The organism is Microcoleus sp. POL10_C6 (genome assembly GCF_036701585.1).
GTDB lineage: Bacteria > Cyanobacteriota > Cyanobacteriia > Cyanobacteriales > Microcoleaceae > Microcoleus.
Window position 1 is genome coordinate 26,550 of the sequence record NZ_JAUBRB010000037.1, and the last position, 22,940, is coordinate 49,489.

Genomic DNA, 22,940 nt, shown 5'->3' on the forward strand with positions numbered 1-22,940 from the left:
TTACACATTAATTCGCTCATGACAACTCCCAAAATCAAAAGCCTCTACACAGACGGCGCTTGTTCCGGCAACCCAGGCCCAGGTGGCTGGGGTGCAGTAGTTTGCTTCGCCGACGGCAAGTGTCACGAACTCGGAGGTGCAGACCCCCAAACCACTAACAACCGCATGGAAATGCAGGCTGCCGTCGCTGCGCTGGAATTTTTTGCCAATTCCGGTCAAACCGAACCAGTCACCGTTTACACCGACAGCGAATACGTTAAAAACGGCATCACTAAATGGATTCAAGGCTGGAAAAATAAAGGCTGGAAAACCTCAACGGGCAAAGATGTTGTCAACCAAGACCTTTGGCACCGGCTAGACAAGCTGAATTCCCGACAAATCAAGTGGGAACACGTCCGCGGCCACTCCGGCGACTTCTACAACGACAGATGCGATGAAATCGCCCGCAGCTTCTCGCACAATCTCACTCCCCAACTGCAACAGCAGAAACCAACGGGAGACGAGGCCGGGGCGGGCACGGGGGCACCGCCCCTACACTTTGACAACACAATTGTTTCGGAAGAAACGGACGTAACTGGTAACAAAACGATAGAATCCTATGTCATAACTTCTGACCTTCCGATCTCCAACTCTACCATGATGGATTCAACTGCCGATACCCTGGAGAACTTGCCCCGCGAGGTGAGGGTTCAGGACCTCCGCAATCTGATCGAAACGTTGCACATCGCCGACGAGGTTGCGACGAAAGGCTACTTGATTACCAGTTCTGAACTGGCTGATTTGATGGATGTAAATGCCAGCGCTGTCACCAGTCGTGGAGACAACTGGGTTTGGCGGAATTGGGTAGTTTCGCGGGTGCGGCGCGAGGGCAACCAAATTCTCTGGCAATTAGAGAGAATCGACCACGTTAGTACAACTGATTAGTGGTTAGTCATGAGTTATTAGTTGATTAATGACTGATGACTAATGACTGTCTCAAAGCAAGATTTGGCAAAATTCCGTAGGGACACAACAATGTTGTGTCCTTTTAGTCATCATTTTAGTAAACAAACTACTTAACATCAGTCTTAGTTAAAATCAAGAATCCAACTGTAAACCTGCGATCCAAACCCTTATAAAATCAGTGATTTCTCATCGAAAATCTCAAATAGAAAATCTAAAATAGCATGAGTATCAGCTTGCGAACAGTCACTGCTACCAGATATGTCACTCCCTTGCGCGAGGGCGGGTCGCTACCCGCGATCGTCGAAGCAGATGATGATGGTATGTACGTGCTCAAATTTCGCGGTGCGGGCCAGGGAGCCAAATCTCTGATCGCGGAGTTAGTGGCGGGAGAAATTGCTCGCGCCTCCGGGCTCCCAATCCCCGAACTCGTCTTTGTTGAACTCGATCCCGAACTGGCTCGCACTGAGCCTGACCCGGAAATTCAAGATTTGATCCGAGCAAGCGCGGGCCTCAACCTCGCCCTCGACTATCTCCCCGGTTCCATCACATTTGACCCGATAGCGGGGAAGTCCGAGGCGGATTTGGCCTCAGAAATCGTCTGGTTCGATGCTTTTGTGACCAACATCGATCGCACGCCGCGCAATGCAAATATGCTGGTATGGCACCGCCGGCTTTGGCTGATCGATCACGGTGCAGCCCTCTACTTCCAGCACACTTGGAAAGATTATCTCTCGCGCAGCCGCGATCGTTTTCCGCCAATCAAAGACCACGTTCTACTGCGTTTTGCCAGTACGCTGGAAGCGGCAAATTCCAAGATGACTCAAAGGCTAACGCCGGAAATCATTCGCAACATTGTTAAACTAATTCCTGATACTTGGCTGGTGGGAGATTCTCCTTTCAGCGATAGCAACCAACATCGGGATGCTTATATCGAGTATTTGCTAAATCGGCTAGAATCACCACATATTTTTTTGGAGGAAGCGATTAGTGCCAGATCGATTTCTTTATGATTATGCCATTATCCGCGTTGTTCCCAAAGTCGAGCGCGAGGAGTTTATCAACGTGGGGGCGATCGTTTCCTGCGGTACGAAAAAATTCCTCGAAGCCCGGATCGAAATTGATGAACAGCGCTTGATGGCCATCGACTCAACGTTGGATCTGGAAATGATTCGCAATCACCTAGCAGTCATTCCCATCATTTGTGCAGGCGGCAAGGAATCTGGCGCGATCGGTCAACTTCCCCACAGAGAGCGCTTTCACTGGCTCGTAGCACCCCGCAGCACGATCGTTCAGACATCGCGCGTACACACTGGTTTTTGCCAGAATCTACCGGGTGCGATCGAACACTTGCTCGATACAATGGTGCGATCCTCATGCCGAAAACCATCTGTAAAGGCTCAGTTGCTAGAGGTGAGAAATGACTCTCAGGAGGTGCGATCGCACTCTAGTTAGCGTCAGCTTGTCGGTTAGATGCTGCTTTGAGCTTGCTGGGCGAGCTATCGATTTCCAAAAACAGCCAGAATATCCGAATTATTCATATCTCTTTTCTCTTCATCTGCGTGAATCAGCGTCAATCCCTTGTCCGGCGCGGTTAATACATTCTCTTTTTTTTACCGCAGATGAGGGCAGATAAACACAGATTAACGCAGATGAATCCAATCGAGTCCGGTTGCACCGTCGGTGATTGTTGACCCTTCGGCTTCGCTGTTGGCTGGATTTGACGCCCGATGATGCTACAGGATTTGATATAACTTTTATAAAGTCTTAGCAGCAGTTTCGCAAGGTAGAAAGATGATGCAAATTGAACACACAAATATGACTTTCCCTCTCTGGGGTTTAACAATTTTCATTTTGTGGACGATCGCAGTCGTTATCCTCTTGCTAGCAGTCAGGATTCGGCATCTATCTGCCGGCGGATCTCCCAAAGATTTCGGCACACAAAACGACGACAGTTTGCTGTGGCGACTATTTCGAGTACAATCCAACTTGATAGAAAACCTGCCTTTGTATTTGGGAGTTGTTTTTCTTCTAACCGTTAGGGGTGTTTCAGGAACAGCAGTAGATTTGCTGATTGTTGTGTACATCCTATTTCGGCTGGTACATTCAGCGATTCACATCGCTGGCCTCGATCCAAAGTTTCGGTTGTTCAGCTTAGTAATTCAGTTAAGCTGTTTGGTCGCGTTAACTATTATGGCAGTTTTGTAGGTGAGAAATTACGCGGCACATATATAGTATGGTGCGTCAGGGGCAAACCTTTATTGTTTCTTACACAGCGTAAGTCAGACGCACCTTACAAGTCGATCGCCCCTGTGACATTACTGCCTGTGATTTGGCTAAATTATCGAAGTTTATGAACCCAATATCTCGTGCGATCGCTGTTATTTTAATTGTATTAGGCTGCATTATTTCTGTTTTAGTTCAGCCACCGCAATCAGCCTTAACCGTGCCACCTCCAGTGCAACAATCTCCACGACGCGGAGGAGATGTTGCTCAGACAATGAATTTTGGACGGCACTTTCAAGAACTAGGAGTTGAAGGCTCGATTGCGATTTACGATTTGAATAGCGATCGGCTTTATCAACACAACCCGCAGCGTAACGCCACAGCTTTTTTACCTGCATCTACATTTAAGATTCTCAACTCTCTGATTTCCTTAGAAACAGGGGTAATTTCAGATGAGCTTGCCGTGCTAACTTGGGATGGAATTCAAAGGCAAATTCCCGCATGGAATCGAGACTTGAACATGAGAGAAGCCATGAAACTTTCCGCCGTTTGGTTTTACCAAGTTCTCGCCCGCCGAGTCGGACACGAGCAAATGCAAAAATGGGTAGCTAAAGTCGGTTATGGCAACCAAAAAATCGGTAACAAAGACGATATTGACAAATTCTGGTTAGAGGGAGAACTGCGAATCACACCCAACGAGCAAATTCAATTTCTCCGCCGTCTATACAAAAATGACTTACCCTTTTCTGAGCGATCGCTGTCTCTGGTTAAAGACATCTTAGTTGTCGAAAAAACTCCCGATTACACAATTAGGGCAAAAACAGGCTGGGCAAGCTTTGGAGAAGAAACAAAGCCTCAAATTGGCTGGTATGTAGGTTATTTAGAGAAGAATAAAAAAGCTTATTTTTTTGCTACAAACATTGACATCCGCAACCCAAATGACGCACCTGCAAGAATCGAGTTAACGCGCCGTTGCTTCAAGGATCTTGCGCTGCTGTAAGTGTGTTATTTATTCTATAAAATTTGCAAAAACGCCAGCGGATCGGCTAACGTTGACAGCCAAAACAGCCATTTATTCGATGCCTGAGTTCGATCGTAGGAAGCCGAGTCTTTTAAATCTTTTAGGACTTACGCAATTGGCACATATATATAGTTGGTATAGTGCTATGTATCATTTCTCGCAGCAAGGCGACAATCCTCTAAGAGAGCATTAAATTTTTCAACGACTAGCCAGGGGTTTCGACCTTTCAAACAAGCTACGATTACTGCTTCATAGGGATTTCTGCCAGTTTTTTTTACTGCTGCGATCGCCTGTTTGTTAGACAATCCCCGCCCGCTGACCAACCAAGCAGCCAAAACCTGTCCTGTACGTCCGATCCCCCCAGAACAGTGAACTACTACCCGTTCGCCTTTGCTATTTGCAGATTCCAAGAACGGCAATATGCGATCGATTAAAATATCGCGATCGACCAATTCAAAGTCTGCAATCGGTGTCCAGCAAACTCGATCGCAGCCAAATATTTTCCGATAGGTTCCCAGTAAATCAGTGTAGCGGATGAGTTGCGTCTGAGCAAGCAAGCAGCAAACTTGCTTGATATTATGCCCCTGCATAAATTCAATCCAGCGAGCAATTTCTGCATCGCGGTATCCTGGTCTGGCTGCACCAAACACAATTATTTCATTCTCTGAAGCCGCAGCGAATTTGTGCATACTGTTTTCAATATTTTTACCTATAATTAAGAAAGACGCACAAATTCTGAATCAACAGTGAAAAACAACAGCTCGATCGCCTTAATGAACTGGCTGCAACCCAAGCCAGAAACCGTTTTGCTATGCGACTCAATAGCAGCAGCTTCTGACATGGCATTCATGCTCAACGGTGAGTGGGATGGGTGCAATAGTTTGGTGATCCCTAAATCCGACAAAGTAGCAATTGAAGCAGCCGCTAGTTTGCTGGAGACATCGTGGTGCTACCAAAATACTTGCGAACCCGTTTTAATTCGGCTGGAAGTTGACGAATTGCTGCGCCGTTATGCGATTGGAGACAGGTTTTTTATTAATGCTAACTTGCGATGCGCGCAATTGAGCGAACTTTGCTTGGAAAACATTGATTTTAGTTATGCTAAATTGAATTTAGCTAACCTCAGCGGCACTAATTTAAGCAAAGCAAACTTAATGGCAGCACAGATGCAATCGGCAAGTTTGAGTGGCAGCAATTTGAGTAAATCGCAACTTTTGAGGGCGAATTTATCAGGAGCAGATTTATCGGATGCTAATCTCAAAGGTGCCGATCTGAGTTATGCAGATTTAAGCAATGTTTGTTTGACAGGTGCTGATTTAAGAGGTGCAAATTTAGCGAGAACCGACTTAAGAAAAACAAGCTTAGATGGGGCGATTGTTGAGTAAAAATCATGGCTGTATCAGGGACGGGTTCTGCTGCCCATCCCACCCAATAAACATCAAAGCCTCTCGCTGGCGCTCTCTTATACGCGACTTATTAAAAAAGTGTGGGGATTAAATATTAACGATTATTCATACTTTCGGCCGCGCCACTGAGTAGGCTGATTTAAAGCAGAAATGAGAATCCGCAAAAACGCTAACGGATCTGCTAAAGGTGACAGCCAAAACAGCCATTTACCCGATGCCCCAGTTGTATCGTAGGAAGGTGCGATCGCGAAACACAAAGCCGATCGCACTGCAACCAAAAATACATTCAATCCCAACAGCCAAAAGTGCGGAAATACACCAACCGGCGGCAGCGAACCAAACAGCAAATAGCACAACACAATCGGCACCGGCAAACCTTGAACCGCCAGCAACAGCCACAAATCGCCCCAGATTTGACCGCCCGAAGCAGCATCTTTCAAATCGAGCGATCGACCCCATTCATTCCAAGTCTCGATCGCCCCCTCATACATCCGCACCTTCAACACCTTAGCCCCATCCAAAAAGCCCACCTTAAAGCCCTTAGCAGCCGCATAGCGAGCCAAAGTCACATCATCGCAAAACGAACCCCTCGCGACCTCATAGCCCCCCAATGCCACCAAAACCTCGCGCTTACACAAGAAACACTGACCGTTCGCCATCACCCGTTCCGGCACATCCCCGCCAGTCCCCGTCGGCCCGAACCGATAAACCAAAGTCATTAATAAAGCAGGTTGCAGCCACAACTCCCCCGGATACTTGAGGATAAACTGCGGCGACAGTGAAATTAAATCGTAATTTCCAGCCGCCGCCGTCTTCAGCAAACTCGCAATCAAACCCGGATGCGGCACAGTATCCGCATCTATCCCCAAAATCCACTCGCACTTCTCGGAACTTGCCAAAAAACCCGCATTCAGCGCCCACGGACGCCCTACCCAACCCGCCGGCAGCGGATCGTCGTTAATCAAGCGAAACCGGGGGTCTTTTTGTGCTGCTGCTTTGACTAAATCTCCGGTTCCGTCTACCGAATAGCTGTCAACCACGATCGCTTCTCGGAGTTCGTAACTTTGGCGGCTTAATCCTTCCAAACAAGGCGAAATGCGATCGGCTTCGTTCAAAGTCGGTACCACCGCAGTACAACTACCCAACAAATCCAGCGTCGGCGAATCCGGTTCCAGGGGCGGGATGCGCGATGGGCCTTTAATCAAACGCGACAGGAGAATTACGGCGGCGGGCAATTGCAGCAGCAGGAGTGCGACAGGGATGATACTTGTCAGCAATTGGGGGAACAGGTGAGGGGCGATCGGGAAAACCATACTATTGAAGAATTGGGAATGACTTACTGGATATGGGTTGGGAGCTTATTTACATATCATTTTTTTGGTAACTAATATCAATTTAAAAAATTTAATAAAATTTTGGCCTCAAACATATTACAGGAATTGGGAATGAAAATATCGCCGCTGAAAAACCCGGTTTCTACAAGAAACCGGGTTTTTAAACTAGCTCAAAATTTACTGTAAATTTTTGCTAAATCAGCCGGGGTTGCTTACTAGCAACTCACTTACGCAAAACGCCCACGGGCTGAGGTGGAATTTCAGCCGTGATAACAGATGTATCCAAAGACGGCATTGTTTCGGTTACGTCACCTGCTGCAGGTTTAGCGATCCAGCTTAACGCGATCGCTGGAACTACACCCAGAAGCACCGCTAGCGATGTCGGGAACCAGAACCGAGAATCCAAGGAAACTACAGTGATAATTGCTCCGAAAGCAAAGTTTACCAAATAAACAATTAAGGGCAAACCCAATTCCGATCGCTCTAATTTAATCGGTGTTTTTCTCCACAAGAAAGCTGCTACAGACATAAATAGCGCCCCCGTACCCATCCAGCCAGCCAAATTGCGGTAAGGCATCCCAAAGAAAGCCCCAAGTTCCTCAAACTCCCAAAAAGGCACAGAAGTTTGACTCATCGCCGGATCTAGTACAAAATCCCAAGCTGTTAGCAGCAAAGCACCAAGGGCGATCGCCCCTATTTGGCGCACCCAGTTGAGTTCACCTTTACCACCAGCTACTCCAGCGCGAGCAATTATGTATGAAACCAGTCCCAGATAAAACCAGGAGAGGGGAATGGTAAACGGAACCAGCCCTGCAATTTTGTAGCCCAAACCGCTCAAATAATGGTAGTGGCCGAAGGGAAAACCCGTACTCGTTCCCAGCAACTCGCTACTCAAGGACAAAAACACAGAAGGCACTAAAAAAGCCAGAGTTGCACCCCAACCCAACGTCCGCAAGGCATAGAGAGCAACCGCTGCAGCACCAAAGATGATATAAACTACTCCACCCCCAGCCATCCCCCACTGGAATAGCGTTTGCCCTGCTGGTGGCAAACTCATCACCAATTCGGGACGGGGTAAAATCAGCAGCAACCCTGCCAATCCAAAAGCCATTGACAAGACGTGGGCAATTAAGCAAAAGCGCTCAGCAATCAAAAGTTGCTTCATGGGACTCCTCGAAAAAATATTAGATGCAGAAAGCACTCTTAACAGTTTACAAACTTTAACAAAAAACCAACTGCATTTCAGTTAGTTGTCAGTTGACTGTTGTCAGTTGTCAGTTGACGGTTGTCCACCGCCCGCCGATGCCCAATGCCCTGAGCAATCTAAAATCTAAAATCTAAAATCTAAAATTGTCAGATGCCCGATGCCCGATTCCCCATCTTAAATCATTGCCAATTGCCCACAAGCACAAAAGGTGCCCAGAAATACGGATTCTGATACTCAGGGTTTTGCAACAGAGTTAATTGAGCGTTGCGGAGGGCTTCAGCTTTGCTGGTTTTAGAAGAAGCCAGTTGCTTGTAAAACTCAGTCATAAACATAGCTGTAGATTCGTCGTTGACTTGCCAAAGGGTGGCGGCGGTGCTGCGCGCACCCGATCGAATTGCGGCCCCCGCCAAACCCAAAGCCGCGCGGTTATCGCCCGAAGCAGTTTCGCAAGCACTCAAAACCAAAAGTTCGATCGGCTGTTGTCTCTCCCCAGTGCGGGCTCGCAGCAGTTGATCGAACTCCTTAACATTCACTTTCTGATCCCAAGTCACAATAAAAGTATCCGCCGCATTCGAGCTAAACTGACCGTGAGTTGCCAAATGGACGATCGGGTAAGACAAAGATTTAATTCGATCGTGCAACCGCCCGCTGACAAAATCTTCATTCAGCAGCGAACTCGCCGGCATCTCGGCTGCAATTTGCTGAACTTCCTCCTTCACCCCCGGCAAAGCCGAGAAGCCTTGACGCGCTTCCGACAGGGCAGCGGTAAGCACTCTTAACTTGACTTTGTTCAGCGGTTTTGGTGCCAGCAACTGCAATCCCGGTGCCAAAGCAATATTGTATTTTTCTACCAAAAACTTTTCACCGTCGTGCAGCACAGCCATCGGCAGATTCCGCAAGTAACCGTCGAGCACAAATACCAGGGTTTTAATCCCGCTGGCGGTCAAATCCGCCTCTGCGGGGCGGATTAACCAGTCATAAACCTGTTCAACCGGTAGCCTCCTGTCGCGGGGGAAAGAAGCAGGCCTGATGGTATTTTTGGCTTGTCTGAAGGCAGTTTCCAGGTCAGCTTGAGACTTCTTCGTAGCGTAGCGGCGCAGGGGTTTGCCGGGAATTGACAAAATTACCTCCAAACGATCGCTCAAAATAATCGGATAAATCACCGCCGCTGTCGGATCAATTTCCTCGATCGACTTTGGTTTAGCATCAGCGCAAGCATCCCGAAAAAAGTTGTCCAATTCCGCCAGTTGCAAAGATTCCACCGTTTGGCGCGCTAGTTTCAATTTAGCTTGACTGGGAGATTCCTCTTGCAAAAGCATCCCGACTAATTCCCGATAAACCGGTTCGGCACTTTCCCGAAACGAAAACTGCACTTCGGGATTGACTGTCACCAAATCGCCCCGCAAAGAAGATAGTACATTCACAGCTTGAGTATATTGAGCGATCGCCCCTTCTGTATTTCCCTGAGCTTTCCGAATCCGTCCCAGTTGCCAAAACAATTGGTAAGCAATATCGGGAGATTGAAACGCCGGTGCTAAAGTCAAAGCCTCAGTTGTGAGATTTTCCGCTTTCTGATACTGCTGTTGGATTTCCGATAGTTTGCCTTTTGCTGCCAGAATATAAGCTTGTATTCGTTTATCGCCCAAACTGTTTGCTCCTTCGACAGAGCGATCAAGCATGGTGTCAATCTCGCTTAAACTCAAAGTTTTCGCAGGCGACTGAGCTAATTTGATCAAGCTTTGAGCTAGATTAATTTGAGCGTAAAGTCCGGCGCGGTTCGAGCCAAATTGATCGGTTTGAGGTTCGAGAGAACGCCACAAATCTTCTGCTTCAGACCAATCTTGGCGATCGAGCAACAAACTCAATTGGTTTAACTTTGCCTGAATTTGTAGGAGTGATCGATTCGGGATCGCCTGGATCGATCGAGCATAATACTCTAGGGCAAAGCGTTCCCAATCACCCCGCTGTTCTGGTCTCAAACCGGGTTTATTGCTTTTAGCCCGTACCGTATTGCCCAGATTGAGATAAATTGCAGCCTCCTCTGGCCGGGAACCTAATTTTTGGGCTGCTTCGAGTCCCGCCGAAAGCACATCCTGCGATCGTTCCAGTTGTCCCAAAACCCGCAATACCCGCCCTAAAGCATGAATTGCCCGGACTTGTTCGAGAGAAACAGGCTGATTTTTCAAAGTTTCCAAACCCGCTGCCGAAACTTCGCAAGTTTGGTTATCCAGCTTAAAAGAAGCTAACAGCATTTTGCAAGCTCTGGGGTAAAGTCCGAGAATTTCCCAAGCCCGACTTTGATTAATTTGAACCTGAAAAAGTTGGGGTTTTCTATCAATTTGCTCGAAAATTTTAGCAGCTTGCGTCCAAATCTCGATCGCATCTTGAGGCTGCCCCCCTTCAAGTTGCAACTGTCCTTGAATATTGAGAGTTTCAGCCAAAATCCGCTGCTGTTCGCGAGTGTTGGCTTGTGTTCGCACAGCCGACAAACTCGAATTTACAGCTTTTTCTGCTTGTTCCCAAAGCCCCAACTGCCCATAGGTTGCAGCTAAATTGCTCAAAGCTGTGGCGCGATCGAGATTTTCGCCTTTTGCCTCAAACTGGGTCGCCGCTTGCTGCAATAGCGGTACAGCTTCCGAAAAACGTTCCTCTTGGTACAGAGTTCGAGCTTGTCGGACAAGCTGCACCGCTGGTGGTGGATTAACCTGAGCAACTCCGGGAGGAATCGCAACTGCTAGCAGACAGGAAATCACAAATAACAGAATTACTTGCCGGAGCGATCGGGTAAACTTCATATTTAGAAAATAAAATTACAGCGGCAGACACACATACTAATTAACCCCAATACATCTTATTCTTGATCTGCGTTAATCCGCGTTAATCCGCCTACATCTGCGGTTAAAAGAACCTAATTTCAACGCGGCACACAAACAGAACCCGGTCGAGGATTGCGAGAGTCAGCAGCATTACCCGGATTATATCCAACAAGCGTAACTTCTCCTTTCGCATTCACCACCCAACCTTGCGCCGGAACAACTTCCCGATCGGGGATTTCCCCTTCTTCCTTCTTCTTCCCTCGATCGGTTACATCGGTTAAATCCTCTACATTGCTCGTTGCATTTCTTCCTGCCTCTTCTACCCAAGGAAACGGCGCTGGAGCGGTGCTGAGAGCATCATTAGGACTAGGTGGCACTCCTCCTTTACCAGTGACGGTAAATGCGCTCTCGGCCTCTTGCGTGCAGGGATTTGCCGCAATTAAAGCAGCCGAATCGACCACATTTTGTGGCAGTTCCACTAAACCTTGAGCAGGATTCACCCCAGAAGAACTAAATGTTACAGTACCTTGCAACGCCGGGCCGCTACTTTGGGAAATCGCCGCAATATCGCTGGTAGGAATTAGAGAAGTCGGACTTACTTGCAACGCTGCAAATTGATCATCAGTCAGTCCTAAACTACTCCTGGCTTGGTCGCGGTTAAGGCTTGTAAAGCCAAAGATATTTGGTACATTGACCGTAACTTGTCCGCCCCTAGCTGTGCGAGCATTAGCTGTAATATCACTATTCTCTCGCGGTAAAGCTACCAAAATATCGCTATTAATTCTGATATTACCGCCCTCAGAAATACCTGCATCCGTGGTGATTCTACTGCCGCGCCGTAACTGAATATCTTGCGCTTGCAGGTTAATATTTGCCCCTGTACCAGAGACAGTCGTGCCATCAATTATGCTTTTATTATCCAGGGAAATTGAGTTAGCTACAACGTTAATATTGCCCGCTCTACCTGTTCCTGAAGATTGAACATTAACAACTGCACTATCCCGAAGAATCAATTGATTAGCATTCAAATTCAACGAGCCTGCATTGCCGCTAGCAGTGGGATTTACAGCATTAAACGCCCTACCAACCGAGGCCTCAATTCCACTCCTCAACCCACTGTTGCTCCCAATACCTTGCACTTGTAAGCGATCGGCATTAATTGTAATATCTCCTGCATCTGCTATACCCAAAGAAGCCGCAGAAATAACCCCGCCATTCTGCACAGTTAGTTTAGGTGTTGAGATGCGGATATCTCCACCTCTACCAGAACTTGCAGTTTGAGTAACAAAAGAACTTGCTACATAGCCCGCATTCTCCAAAAATCTTGACTCGCCGCTCACTTCTATAGACTCGGAGGCTCTCACAGTTAAATTTCCTCCCGTCCCCCCACTTGTAGAAAACACGACTTCGCCAAAAATTGCACCCGTCGTTAAACTAATTGTGGCTCCATTAGAAACACTCAGCCGCTTAGTGTCGATGCTAATATCCCCACCTTTTCCATTCCCATCAAAAGTATTCGTGCCGAGCCGAGTTTGCCCTAGACCTACAGGAAGACTACCCGATAATTCCACAGATTCACTCGCTTTAATCGCGATATTCCCCGATGCTCCATCACTAAGGCTGAAGCTGGCAAACGCACCGCCCTCGCGCAGAATTAACCGTTGGGCTTCAACAGTGATGTTTCCGCCTTGACCAGTGCTTTCGTTCGTTGTTCCGTTATAGAGCGTTGAACTGACGAGTTCGACCGTGTTGGCGCGGATAGTCAGATTTCCGCCATCCCCAGCACCAAAGGTGGGGGCACCGCCCACTACCCCATTGCTCATCAACAGCCGTCCGGCTTCAATGTTAATATCTCCGGCTGCTCCACTGCCAATAGCGCTAGTAAACAGAACAATTTGCGAAATAAAGGGGTTGCCTGTTCCAGATGTCTGAAAATTTTCTGTAAGCTGCTGATAGCCCTCAATTCCCAACCCGATCATTTCTACTGAGTCAGTAGCGCGGATGTTGATATCGCTTCCTCTCCCCTCTCCTAATGTGGAGGCGAAAATTTGCGACCCCCCCTCTACTCGCAAGTTTTGGGAATTGATGTCAATGCCTCTACCATTTATATTTCCGAGTGTCAGTCCATAAATTCCTGAACCATTAAGATTAATATTTCCACCTCGAATATCGACTTTCCCACCTCCTAATCCGCTGGTATTTATAAATGCACCGTTCATTTCAATATTGCCGAAGTTCTGAATATTGTTATAGTTTAAATTCAGACCTAAAGCTGTTGGTTCAAATTGCACTAAACCTGGACTATTGACACTACCCAGAAGAATTTGTCCGGTATAAGCAGTTAGATTGCCTCCTTGGAGTTGAATGTCACCGCCAATTAATGCTAAAGTTTGACCGGGGTCTACGGCTAAACCGAGTTTTTCAAAAGCAGGAATTTCTATGGGTAGTGGTGGTAAGGCGGATGTAGGAGCCTTTGTTTGGGAAGAGTTGACAATTGTGCCGGGATTTTCTCTAAATCTTAAACCCACAGGAATATTAATCGCTAACAATGGCACTGCATTAGAATTAGCTGCACTAAATTCAAACCCATTATCAAAGAGAATTCCGCTACCAGTTGAACCGACAAATGAACCACGCAAATCTAACCGAGCGTTGGGACCAAAGACAATTCCTTTGGGATTGAGTAAAAATAAGTTGGCATTTCCTTGAACTCCCAAGACGCCTAAAATATTAGAAGGATTGCCACCCGTAACGCGGGTAAAAATATTCGCAATTCCGTTAGGATTGGCAAAATAGGCTCCTCTGCCTTCACCCACGTTAAATTGTTGTAAACTGTGAAATAAATTTACTCCGCGAGTTGCACCACCTTCTATTCTGTCCGATGGTAAATTATTAATCCTGTCGGGAACTGTGCGCGAACTTTCTGCACCCAAGCTATTATCGGGGATGATTTGGGCGATCGCAGGGACAGGAAACAGCAGTAAGAATGCAAAAAATAGGGCGGAAGATTGGCGGGGCATCTTTTAAGTCTGGTTAATTTAGTATTAGGAAAATAGCGAGCGGGTAGCTAAAACCTGAAGATTACCTATTGAGGTACGCAAACACCGGTCGATTTCGGACTGCGAAGAGATGCACCATTACTTGAATTATACGCTACCAGCGTTACTTTTCCTTGCTCATCTATTACCCAACCTTGAGCGGGCATAATTTCTGTTGGTCGAATTTCTAGGGATGGTCTTTGACCTTCTATGTGCTGACTTCCACCTACCGCTGGTTCCACCCAATTAAACTGGCTAGAATTGCTGCTGAGAACATCATTAGGACTCGGCGGCACTCCTCCTTTCCCAGTAGCGGTAAATGCGCTATCGGCCCCTTGCCTGCAGGGATTTGCAGCAATTAACGCAGCCGAATCGACCACATTTTGCGGCAGTTCCACTAAACCTTGAGCAGGATTCACCCCAGAAGCACTAAATGTTACAGTACCTTGCAAAGCCGGGCCGCTACTTTGGGAAATAGCCGCAATATCGCTGGTAGGAATTAGAGAAGTCGGACTTACTTGCAACGCTGCAAATTCAGCATCTGTTAATCCCAAAGTCGCTCGCACCTGTTCACGAGTGACGGAGGTAAACCCAAAAACATTGGGGACATTAATATTAACCCGACCACCGGCAGCCGATCGCGCATTAGCCGTAATATCACTATTTTCGTTGGGGAGAGTCACCAGAATATCGCTTTTAATGTTGATGTTACCGCCACCAGAACTACCTGCATCAGTTGTAATTCTGCTGCCTCGGCGCAACTGGACATCCCGTGCTTCAAGGTTAATATTGGCTCCGGCACCGGATTCAGTTCTACCGTCAATGGTGCTTTGGTTGTCAAGGGAAATTGAATCTGCTTTCACGTTAATGTTACCAGCCCCTGCGGAACCCAATGCTTGCAGATTGAGTGTTCCCCCATTACGAAGAATCAATTGCCTGACATTCAGATTCAACGAACCTGCATTCGCCGTAGCATTGGGATTGATTACACCAGATGCAATCCCAACGGAAATCTGAATTTGACTGTTAAATTCACCTGAACCCCCATTACCTATAACTTCTACACGACCCCCATTAATCGTAATGCTGCCCGCATCTCCTGCGCCTAAAGATGCCGTAGAAATAATTCCCCCATCCCGTAGAGTCAGTACGGGTGTAGAAATGTTCATACTCCCTCCGGGACTAGCAGAGTAGGCATCAGCGGAGATGAAACTAGCAGTCCGACTCCCATTCGCCAAAACTTCAGAACTACCCTCTACCGTTACTGACTCAGTAGCTTTAATTGTTAGATTACCTCCTTGCCCCGCAGTTGTATTCAAGGGTTGGTTGCCCACAACCGAGCCGCTAGATAAACTAATTCCGCCTCCTTCAGAGATAATCAACCGCTTAGTGTCGATATTAATATCCCCTGCTTTCCCATTAGTGCCGACTGCGGTTGTGCCGATCAAGGTTGGGACAGGATTTCCCTCGGGAGCCCGCAGCACTTCTACTGATTCATTCGCTTTAATGTTGATATTCCCAGATGCTGCTTCAGTGCGAGTGATGCTGAGCAGACCCGATCCATCACGCACTTTTAACCGTTCTGCCTCAATGCTAATGCTTCCTCCTGTGCCTGTACTCCCCGTAATTGTGCCGCTATTGATTGCTGAACTGGCTATATCCACAGTCCTGGCACGCATGATAATTTCTCCCCCATTTCCACTACCTAATGTGGGGGTACCAAGCACAGTTCCATTGTCGATCAATAACCGTCCGGTATCAATCGTGATGTCTCCTACTGCTCCAGCGCCAGAAGTGGCAGAGAGCAGCAGAATTTGTGGGTCAAAAGGGTTGATCGATCCAGTTGCCGTATAGTTACCAGCAAACACTTTATAGAGTTCGTCTCCAATCCCGATCAGTTCTACTGAATCGGTAGCGCGGATGTTGACAGCACCTCCCGCACCATTTCCTACTGTCAGCGTAAACATTTGCGCCCCACCTTCGACCCGAAAGTTTTGGGCATTAATATCGATGCCTCTACCGTCAATATCTCCGAAAGTCAGCGCATAAATTCGCCCACCGTTGAGGTTGACATTTCCCCCTCTAATATCGACTTTGCCACCACCGAGTCCACTGGTATTGATCGCTGAGCCGTTGGTTATTTGAATATTACCAAAGTTGGAAATATTGTCATAGTTTAAACTTAATCCAAATGGCGTTGCCCCCAATCCAACCATCCCCGGACTAGCGACGCTACCGAGCAAAATTTGTCCGGTTGATGCAGTGAGTGTTCCCTGATTTAATCCAATATCTCCTCCCACTAGGGCGAGAGTTTGTCCGGGCTGCACTGCTAAGCCAAGGTTATTAAAAATCGGCGGGAGCCCTGGAGGTAACTCTGGTAAACTCAAGGCTGGTGCTGCTGAAGAGTTAATGATTTTTCCGGAATTTTCTCGAAAGTTTAAACCGATAGGTATATTGACATTTAACAGCGGTAGTGATTGGGGATTGCTGCTGCTGAATTGATAGCCATTATCGAAAACTACGCTATCTGCTGAACTTGCTAAAAATGAACCGCGCAAATCTAGCCGAGCATTGGGGCCGAAGACGATTCCTTTGGGATTGAGTAAAAATAAGTTGGCATTTCCTTGAACTCCCAACACACCTAAAATATTAGAAGGGTTGCCACCCGTAACGCGGGTAAAAATATTCGCAATCCCATTAGGATTGGCAAAATAGGCTCCTCTGCCTTCACCCACGTTAAATTGTTGTAAACTGTGAAATAAATTTACTCCGCGAGTTGCACCGCCTTCTATTCTGTCCGATGGTAAATTATTAATCCTGTCGGGAACTGTGCGTGAACTTTCTGCACCCAAGCTATTATCGGGGATGATTTGGGCGATCGCAGGGAAAGGAAACAGCAGTAAGAATGCAAAAAATAGGGCGGAAGATTGGCGGGGCATCTTTTGATTCCTGTTAATTTAGGATGAGGAAAATAGCGACGGGTTAGCTAAAACCTGAAGATTACCTATTGAGGTACGCAAACACCCGTCGGTTTCGGACTGCGAAGAGATGCACCATTACTTGAATTATACGCTACCAGCGTTACTTTCCCTCGATCGTCCATTACCCAACCTTGAGCGGGCATAATTTCTGTTGGTGGAATTTCTATGGGAGTTCTTTGACCTTCTATGTGCTGACTTCCACCTACCGCTGGTTCCACCCAATTAAACTGGCTAGAATTGCTGCTGAGAACATCATTAGGACTTGCTGGCACTCCTCCTTTCCCAGTAGCGGTAAATGCGCTATCGGCCCCTTGCCTGCAGGGATTTGCAGCAATTAACGCAGCCGAATCGACCACATTTTGCGGCAGTTCCACTAAACCTTGAGCAGGATTCACCCCAGAAGCACTAAATGTTACAGTACCTTGCAAATCCGGGCCGCTACTTTGGGAAATAGCCGCAATATCGCTGGTAGGAATTAGAGAAGTCGGACTTACTTGCAACGCTGCAAATTCAGCATCTGTTAATCCCAAAGTCGCTCGCACCTGTTCGCGACTGACTGAGGTAAACCCAAAAACATTGGGGACATTAATATTAACCCGACCACCGGCAGCCGATCGCGCATTAGCCGTAATATCGCTATTTTCATTGGGGAGGGCGACCAGAATATCGCTTTTAATGTTGATATTACCACCCTCAGAAATACTTGCATCCGTTGTAATTCTGCTGCCTCGGCGCAACTGGATATCTCGTGCTTCGAGGTTAATATTTGCTCCGGGACCGGATGCAGTTCTACCGTCAATGCTGCTTTGGTTGTCAAGGGAAATTGAATCTGCTTTCACGTTAATGTTACCAGCCCGTCCCGATCCCAAAGCTTGCAGATTGAGTGTTCCTTCATTGCGAAGAATCAATTCCCCGACATTGAGATTTAACGAACCTCCGTTAGCCGTAGCATTAGGATCTATAAGCTCAGAGGCAATCCCAACGGAAGTCTGAATTTGACTGTTAAATTCACCTTGACCCCCATTCCCAATAACTTCTACACGACCCGCATTTATTGTGATGCTTCCCGCTTCTCCGCTGCCTAAAGATGCAGTGCTAATAACTCCCCCACCCCGGAGAGTCAGTACAGGTGTAGAAATGTTGATACTCCCTCCCCGATTAGCAGTATTGGCATCAGCACAGATGAAACTGGGATTCCGACTGCCGTTCGCCAAAACTCCAGAAATACCCTCGACTGTTACTGACTCAGTGGCCCTAACTGTTAAATTACCTCCGGGCCCCCCAGTTGTATTCAACGGTTGGTTGCCCACAACTGCTCCGCTAGATAAACTAATCCCGCCTCCTTCAGAAATCCTCAACCGCTTCGTGTCGATATTAATGTCCCCAGCTTCCCCATTCACACCGCTGGCAGTTGAGCCAATTAAACTTGCTACGGGACTTCCAGTGGGAGTCCGCAGCACTTCTACTGATTCCGAAGCTTTAATGTTGATATTCCCCGCTCCTCCTTCACCGCGGGTGAGGCTGATCACACTAGCACCATCGCTTACGGTTAAACGTTTTCCCTCAAAGGTGATATTTCCTCCCCTACCGGTACTCCCCAAAAGTGGGCCGCTGTGGATTGCAGAAGCGAGCATATCTAAAACCCCGGCACGGATGGTTATATTTCCGGCGTTGCCAGCGCCTAACGTGGTGGTAGTCAATGCGCTTCCATTGTCCATCAGCAATCGTCCCGTGTCGATCGTGATGTTTCCGGCGGCTCCCATGCTATTAGTGCCAGTTATCAGCAGAAGTTGTGGGTCAAAAGGGTCGAAAGAGCCAGATACCGTATATTTACCACCAAACACTCTATAGTTATCTAATCCAATTCCGTTCATTTCTACTGAATCGGTAGCACGGATATTGACAGCGCCCGCTGCACCACTTCCTGCTGTCAGTGTGGAGATTTGCGTTCCACCTTGGGCCCGAAACTGTTGAGCGTTAATATCGATACCCCTGCCATCGATATTTCCCAAACTCAGCGCATAAATTCGCCCATTGTTGAGGTTGACATTTCCACCTCGAATATCCACTTTGCCCCCACCAATTCCACTGGTGTTGATCAGTGAGCCGTTGGTTATTTCAATATTACCAAAGTTGGAAATATTGTCATAGTTTAAACTTAATCCAAATGGCGTTGCCCCCAATCCAACCATCCCCGGACTAGCGACGCTACCGAGCAAGATTTGTCCGGTTGATGCAGTGAGTGTTCCCTGATTTAATTCAATATCTCCTCCCACTAGAGCGAGAGTTTGTCCGGGAGCAACTGAAGCGCCCATGTGATTGAAAATCGGCGGGATTCCCGGAGGTAATTGTGGTAAAGCCAAGGCTGGTGCTGCTGAATTGTTAATGATTTTTCCGGGATTTTCTCGAAAATTTAAACCGATAGGTATATTGACATTTAACAGCGGTACTGATTCGGGATTGCGGCTGCTGAATTGATAGCCATTATTGAAAACTACGCTATCAGCAGAACTTGCTAAAAATGAACCACGCAAATCTAACCGAGCATTGGGGCCGAAAACAATTCCTTTTGGGTTAATTAAAAATAAGTTACCGTTTCCCAAAACTCCCAGAGTTCCTAAAATATTAGAAGGATTGCCACCCGTAACGCGGGTGAATATGTTGGTGATTCCGCTGGGATTGGCAAAATATGCTCCCCGCCCTTCACGGATGTTAAATTCGCGTAAACTGTGAAAGAGGTTAACGCCGCGAGTTGCACCGCCTTCTATTCTGTCCGAGGGTAAGTTATTAATAGTGTCGGGAACTGTGCGCGAACTTTCTGCACCCAAGCTATTATCGGGGATGATTTGGGCGATCGCCGGGACCGGAAACAGCAGTAAGAATGCAAAAAATAGGGCAGAAGATTGGCACTGCATCTTTTAAATCGGGTTAATTTAATATTATAAAAATAGCGAGGGATTAGCTAAAACCTGAAGAGTACCTATCGAGGTACGCAAACACTCGTCGATTTCGGACTGCGAAAAGATGCACCACCACCAGAATTATAGGCTACCAGCGTTACTTGTCCTCGATCGTCCATTACCCAACCTTGAGCGGGCATAATTTCTGTTGGTCGAACTTCTATGGATGCTCTTTGACCTTCTATGTGCTGACTTCCACCTACCGCTGGTTCCACCCACGGCAACGGTTCTTCTGCGCTGCTGAGAACCTCGTGAGGGCTTGGTGGCAATCCCCCCCGCCCCGTCACAGTAAACTCGTTCTCGGCCCCTTGGATGCAGGGATTTGCAGCAATTAACGCAGCCGGATTGACCACATTTTGCGGCAGTTCCACTAAACCTTGAACGGGATTCACTCCAACAGAACTAAATGTTACCGCCCCTTGTAAAGCCACGCCGCCACTTTGGGAAATCGCGGCGATGTCGCTGCTAGGAATTAGAGATGTAGGACTTACTTGCAACGCTGCAAATTCGCCGTCACTGAGCTCCAACCTGCTTCTGACTTGTTCGCGACTCGCTGCTGTAAAGCCGAAGACATTGGGGACATTGATATTGACGCGGCCGCCGCCTGCTGTGCGGGCGTTGGCTGTAATGTCGCTGTTTTCTTGGGGGAGGGCGACAAGAATGTCGCTGTTGATGTTGATATTGCCGCCGTCAGAAGTGCCTGCATCCGTGGTAATTCGGCTGTTGCGGCGCAATTGGATATCTCGTGCTTGCAGGTTAATATTTGCTCCAGTACCGGATACAGTCGTGCCGTCAATCATCGCTTTGTTATCAAGAGCGATCGAATTTGCGAGAATATTGATATTACCAGCGCGTCCGGTTCCCGTAGCCTGCACCGTCACTGTAGCTCCATCTCTGACAATTAGTCGATCGGCATTTAGATTCAACGAACCGGCATTTGCCGTAGCATTGGAATTAGTACCAAATATCTTGCCCACCGAAGCATCAATTGTACTGATAAACAGACCATTATTTCCGCTGCCGCTGACCTCAATGCGATCGGCATTAACAGTAATATTCCCCCCATCTCCCACCCCCAAAGAGCTCGTAGAAACTACCGCCCCATCCCGCACGGTTAGGCTTGGCGTATCAATGCGAATCTCCCCGCCCGGACTAGAGCTCAAAGTTCCAGAACTCAGCGCACTAGCACTCTGAATTCCGCTGGTCAAAAGTTGAGAAATACCTGAAATTTCTACTGATTCAGTAGCCCTAACTGTTAAATTTCCTGCCGGTCCCCCCTCCTGAGAAAACAAAAACCTGCCAATTAACACACCCGTTCCTACTGTAAACGCAGAACCGCCAGAGAGACTCAACCGCTTGGTATCGACGTTAATATTCCCCGCCCTGCCGTTAGAACCGATACTCAGCGTGCTGATTCCAGTTGACACAACTGTTCGTGGGCCGGTGTTAGACAATTCTACCGATTCAGCAGCTTTAATGTTGATATTCCCCGACGGGCCGCTGCTGTAGCTTGTGGTACCTAGAAGAGAACCGTCGCGCATAATTAATCGGGCGACATCAACACTAATGCTTCCTCCCGCACCACTACTTTCTTTAGCTGTCCCGTTGTTAATTCCAGAACCCACCATCTCAAAAGTATTGGCGCGAATGATTAAATTGCCGCCATTTCCACCACCAAAAGTGATGCCGCTACCTACTACGCCATTGTTGAAGAGCAGGCGGCCGGTGTCGATCGTAATATCGCCCCCCGAACCAGCGCCAGCACTAGCATTCAACAGCACAAATAGCGGGTCAAACGGGTCTGTAGTTCCCGATACCAAATATTTAATTGCAACCTGTTGATAGCCCTCAACTCCCAGCCCGCTCATTTCTACTGAATCAGCAGCCCCGAAGTTAATATCGCCTCCTGCACCATCTCCTAGAGTCAGGGTAGAAAATTGCGTGCCGTTTTCCACTCGCAACTTTTGAGCGCTGATATCGATACCTCGACCATCAATATTTCCCAGTGTCAGCGCATAAATTCGCGCCCCGCTGAGGGCGATATTTCCACCTTTTAACTCTATGCGCCCGCCACCGATTCCGCTGGTGTTAATCAGTGTTCCATCGGATATTTGAATATTGCCGAAGTTTTGAATATTGTCATAATTTAAAGCTAAATTCCCCTTTTCCCCCGCTGTCAGTGCAAAATTAACTAAACCGGGACTGGCTGCGCTACCGAGTAAAATTTGTCCGCTGCTGGCGGTTAAATTGCCACCTTGCAGTTGGATGTCGCCGCCAATCAGTGCTAAAGTTTGACCTGGTTCTACTGCTAAACCAACTCGATCGCTAATCGGAATTTGCACAGCAGAGGCTGGCAGGTTTACCTTTCCTACAGCCGTCGATTGATTGGCAATTGCACCGGGATTGTCTCTAAATCTTAAACCAACGGGAATATTAACGGTTAACAGCGGGGATGTTTGCGGGTTGGTGCTGCTGAATTCAAAGCCGTTATTAAACACAATACTGTCAGCCGTTGAACCGATAAACGAACCGCGCAAATCTAACCGCGCATTCGGGCCGAATATAATTCCTTTCGGATTAATTAAAAATAAATTACCGTTGCCTAAAACTCCCAGAGTTCCTAAAATATTTGAGGGGTTGCCGCCCGTAACGCGGGTGAAGATGTTGGCAATTCCGCTGGGATTTTCAAAATAAGCTCCCCGCCCTTCACGGATGTTAAATTCGCGCCAACTGTGAAATAGGTTAACACCGCGAGTTGCGCCGCCAGTGATTCTATCTGAGGGTAAGTTGTTGATAGTATCGGTCTCGGTCCGCGAACTTTCCGGACCCAGGGTATTATCGGGAATGATTTGGGCGAAGGTTTTCGAGGGAAATAGCAATAAGAAAACAAACAGTAGGCCGGAAGACAGGCGAGACATACCTTAAATCCTGTTATATAAATAATATCGTTTCCGGTTCCATCAGAATTATATATTTGGATTATATCAGTGCGATCGCCCCAGTGTTCGA

At 47.5% G+C, this 22,940-nt stretch carries 14 protein-coding genes; 6 read left to right on the plus strand and 8 right to left on the minus strand.

The window, feature by feature from the left end:
* The first annotated feature begins 18 nt into the window (after positions 1-18).
* The 5 genes from rnhA to blaOXA all read left to right on the plus strand — a co-directional run bounded on the left by rnhA (position 19) and on the right by blaOXA (position 4,168).
* Positions 19-924, plus strand: a complete 906-nt coding sequence (gene rnhA / locus QUA34_RS19845; protein WP_333388992.1) for a ribonuclease HI — start codon at positions 19-21, stop codon at positions 922-924.
* A gap of 242 nt (positions 925-1,166) precedes the next feature.
* Positions 1,167-1,955 carry a HipA family kinase gene (locus tag QUA34_RS19850; RefSeq protein WP_333388993.1) on the plus strand — a complete coding sequence of 263 codons (789 nt, stop codon included), beginning with the start codon at positions 1,167-1,169 and terminating at the stop codon, positions 1,953-1,955.
* Positions 1,933-2,397: a DUF3037 domain-containing protein gene (locus QUA34_RS19855; RefSeq protein WP_333388994.1), complete on the plus strand. Its 465-nt coding sequence runs from the start codon at positions 1,933-1,935 to the stop codon at positions 2,395-2,397. Before QUA34_RS19850 ends, QUA34_RS19855 begins: the two co-directional genes overlap by 23 nt.
* Positions 2,398-2,736: 339 nt before the next feature.
* Complete coding sequence (locus QUA34_RS19860) at positions 2,737-3,150, plus strand: MAPEG family protein (RefSeq protein ID WP_333388995.1); 414 nt, start codon at positions 2,737-2,739, stop codon at positions 3,148-3,150.
* A 145-nt stretch (positions 3,151-3,295) separates the two neighbouring features.
* Entirely contained in the window at positions 3,296-4,168 is an 873-nt protein-coding gene (gene blaOXA / locus QUA34_RS19865) for a class D beta-lactamase (protein ID WP_333388996.1), read from the plus strand.
* 164 nt (positions 4,169-4,332) lie between these two features.
* Here blaOXA and QUA34_RS19870 read toward each other — a convergent pair whose 3' ends face one another.
* Positions 4,333-4,878: a phosphatase domain-containing putative toxin gene (locus QUA34_RS19870; protein ID WP_333388997.1), complete on the minus strand. Its 546-nt coding sequence runs from the start codon at positions 4,876-4,878 to the stop codon at positions 4,333-4,335.
* Between the two features lie 57 nt (positions 4,879-4,935).
* On the opposite strand from QUA34_RS19870, the gene QUA34_RS19875 reads away from it, so the two are divergent.
* Complete coding sequence (locus QUA34_RS19875) at positions 4,936-5,574, plus strand: pentapeptide repeat-containing protein (protein ID WP_333388998.1); 639 nt, start codon at positions 4,936-4,938, stop codon at positions 5,572-5,574.
* Between the two features lie 122 nt (positions 5,575-5,696).
* On the opposite strand, the gene cruG is transcribed toward QUA34_RS19875, so the two are convergent.
* The 7 genes from cruG to QUA34_RS19910 all read right to left on the minus strand — a co-directional run bounded on the left by cruG (position 5,697) and on the right by QUA34_RS19910 (position 22,849).
* On the minus strand, positions 5,697-6,908 hold the full coding sequence (cruG, locus tag QUA34_RS19880; RefSeq protein WP_333388999.1) for a 2'-O-glycosyltransferase CruG: 1,212 nt from the start codon (positions 6,906-6,908) through the stop codon (positions 5,697-5,699).
* Positions 6,909-7,152: 244 nt separating this feature from the next.
* The gene (gene cruF / locus QUA34_RS19885; RefSeq protein ID WP_333389000.1) at positions 7,153-8,094 is read right to left on the minus strand and encodes a gamma-carotene 1'-hydroxylase CruF; all 942 of its coding nucleotides are present in this window, start codon (positions 8,092-8,094) and stop codon (positions 7,153-7,155) included.
* 221 nt (positions 8,095-8,315) lie between these two features.
* Positions 8,316-10,931 (minus strand): CHAT domain-containing protein, encoded by a 2,616-nt coding sequence (locus tag QUA34_RS19890; RefSeq protein WP_333389001.1) that lies wholly within the window; start codon positions 10,929-10,931, stop codon positions 8,316-8,318.
* Positions 10,932-11,050: 119 nt separating this feature from the next.
* Positions 11,051-13,972 (minus strand): S-layer family protein, encoded by a 2,922-nt coding sequence (locus tag QUA34_RS19895; RefSeq protein ID WP_333389002.1) that lies wholly within the window; start codon positions 13,970-13,972, stop codon positions 11,051-11,053.
* A 65-nt stretch (positions 13,973-14,037) separates the two neighbouring features.
* Positions 14,038-16,929, minus strand: coding sequence for a two-partner secretion domain-containing protein (locus QUA34_RS19900; protein WP_333389003.1), 2,892 nt, complete (start codon positions 16,927-16,929; stop codon positions 14,038-14,040).
* A gap of 65 nt (positions 16,930-16,994) precedes the next feature.
* Positions 16,995-19,886 (minus strand): two-partner secretion domain-containing protein, encoded by a 2,892-nt coding sequence (locus QUA34_RS19905; RefSeq protein ID WP_333328718.1) that lies wholly within the window; start codon positions 19,884-19,886, stop codon positions 16,995-16,997.
* A gap of 65 nt (positions 19,887-19,951) precedes the next feature.
* Complete coding sequence (locus QUA34_RS19910) at positions 19,952-22,849, minus strand: two-partner secretion domain-containing protein (protein ID WP_333389004.1); 2,898 nt, start codon at positions 22,847-22,849, stop codon at positions 19,952-19,954.
* Positions 22,850-22,940 lie beyond the last annotated feature (91 nt).

Bases quoted from the DNA above. Each gene is read 5' to 3' on its own strand.
- rnhA (WP_333388992.1), top strand. From the start codon at position 19: ATGACAACTCCCAAAATCAAAAGCCTCTACACAGACGGCGCTTGTTCC.
- QUA34_RS19850 (WP_333388993.1), top strand. From the start codon at position 1,167: ATGAGTATCAGCTTGCGAACAGTCACTGCTACCAGATATGTCACTCCC.
- QUA34_RS19860 (WP_333388995.1), top strand. From the start codon at position 2,737: ATGATGCAAATTGAACACACAAATATGACTTTCCCTCTCTGGGGTTTA.
- blaOXA (WP_333388996.1), top strand. From the start codon at position 3,296: ATGAACCCAATATCTCGTGCGATCGCTGTTATTTTAATTGTATTAGGC.
- QUA34_RS19870 (WP_333388997.1), bottom strand. From the start codon at position 4,878: ATGCACAAATTCGCTGCGGCTTCAGAGAATGAAATAATTGTGTTTGGT.
- cruG (WP_333388999.1), bottom strand. From the start codon at position 6,908: ATGGTTTTCCCGATCGCCCCTCACCTGTTCCCCCAATTGCTGACAAGT.
- cruF (WP_333389000.1), bottom strand. From the start codon at position 8,094: ATGAAGCAACTTTTGATTGCTGAGCGCTTTTGCTTAATTGCCCACGTC.
- QUA34_RS19890 (WP_333389001.1), bottom strand. From the start codon at position 10,931: ATGAAGTTTACCCGATCGCTCCGGCAAGTAATTCTGTTATTTGTGATT.
- QUA34_RS19895 (WP_333389002.1), bottom strand. From the start codon at position 13,972: ATGCCCCGCCAATCTTCCGCCCTATTTTTTGCATTCTTACTGCTGTTT.
- QUA34_RS19900 (WP_333389003.1), bottom strand. From the start codon at position 16,929: ATGCCCCGCCAATCTTCCGCCCTATTTTTTGCATTCTTACTGCTGTTT.
- QUA34_RS19905 (WP_333328718.1), bottom strand. From the start codon at position 19,886: ATGCAGTGCCAATCTTCTGCCCTATTTTTTGCATTCTTACTGCTGTTT.
- QUA34_RS19910 (WP_333389004.1), bottom strand. From the start codon at position 22,849: ATGTCTCGCCTGTCTTCCGGCCTACTGTTTGTTTTCTTATTGCTATTT.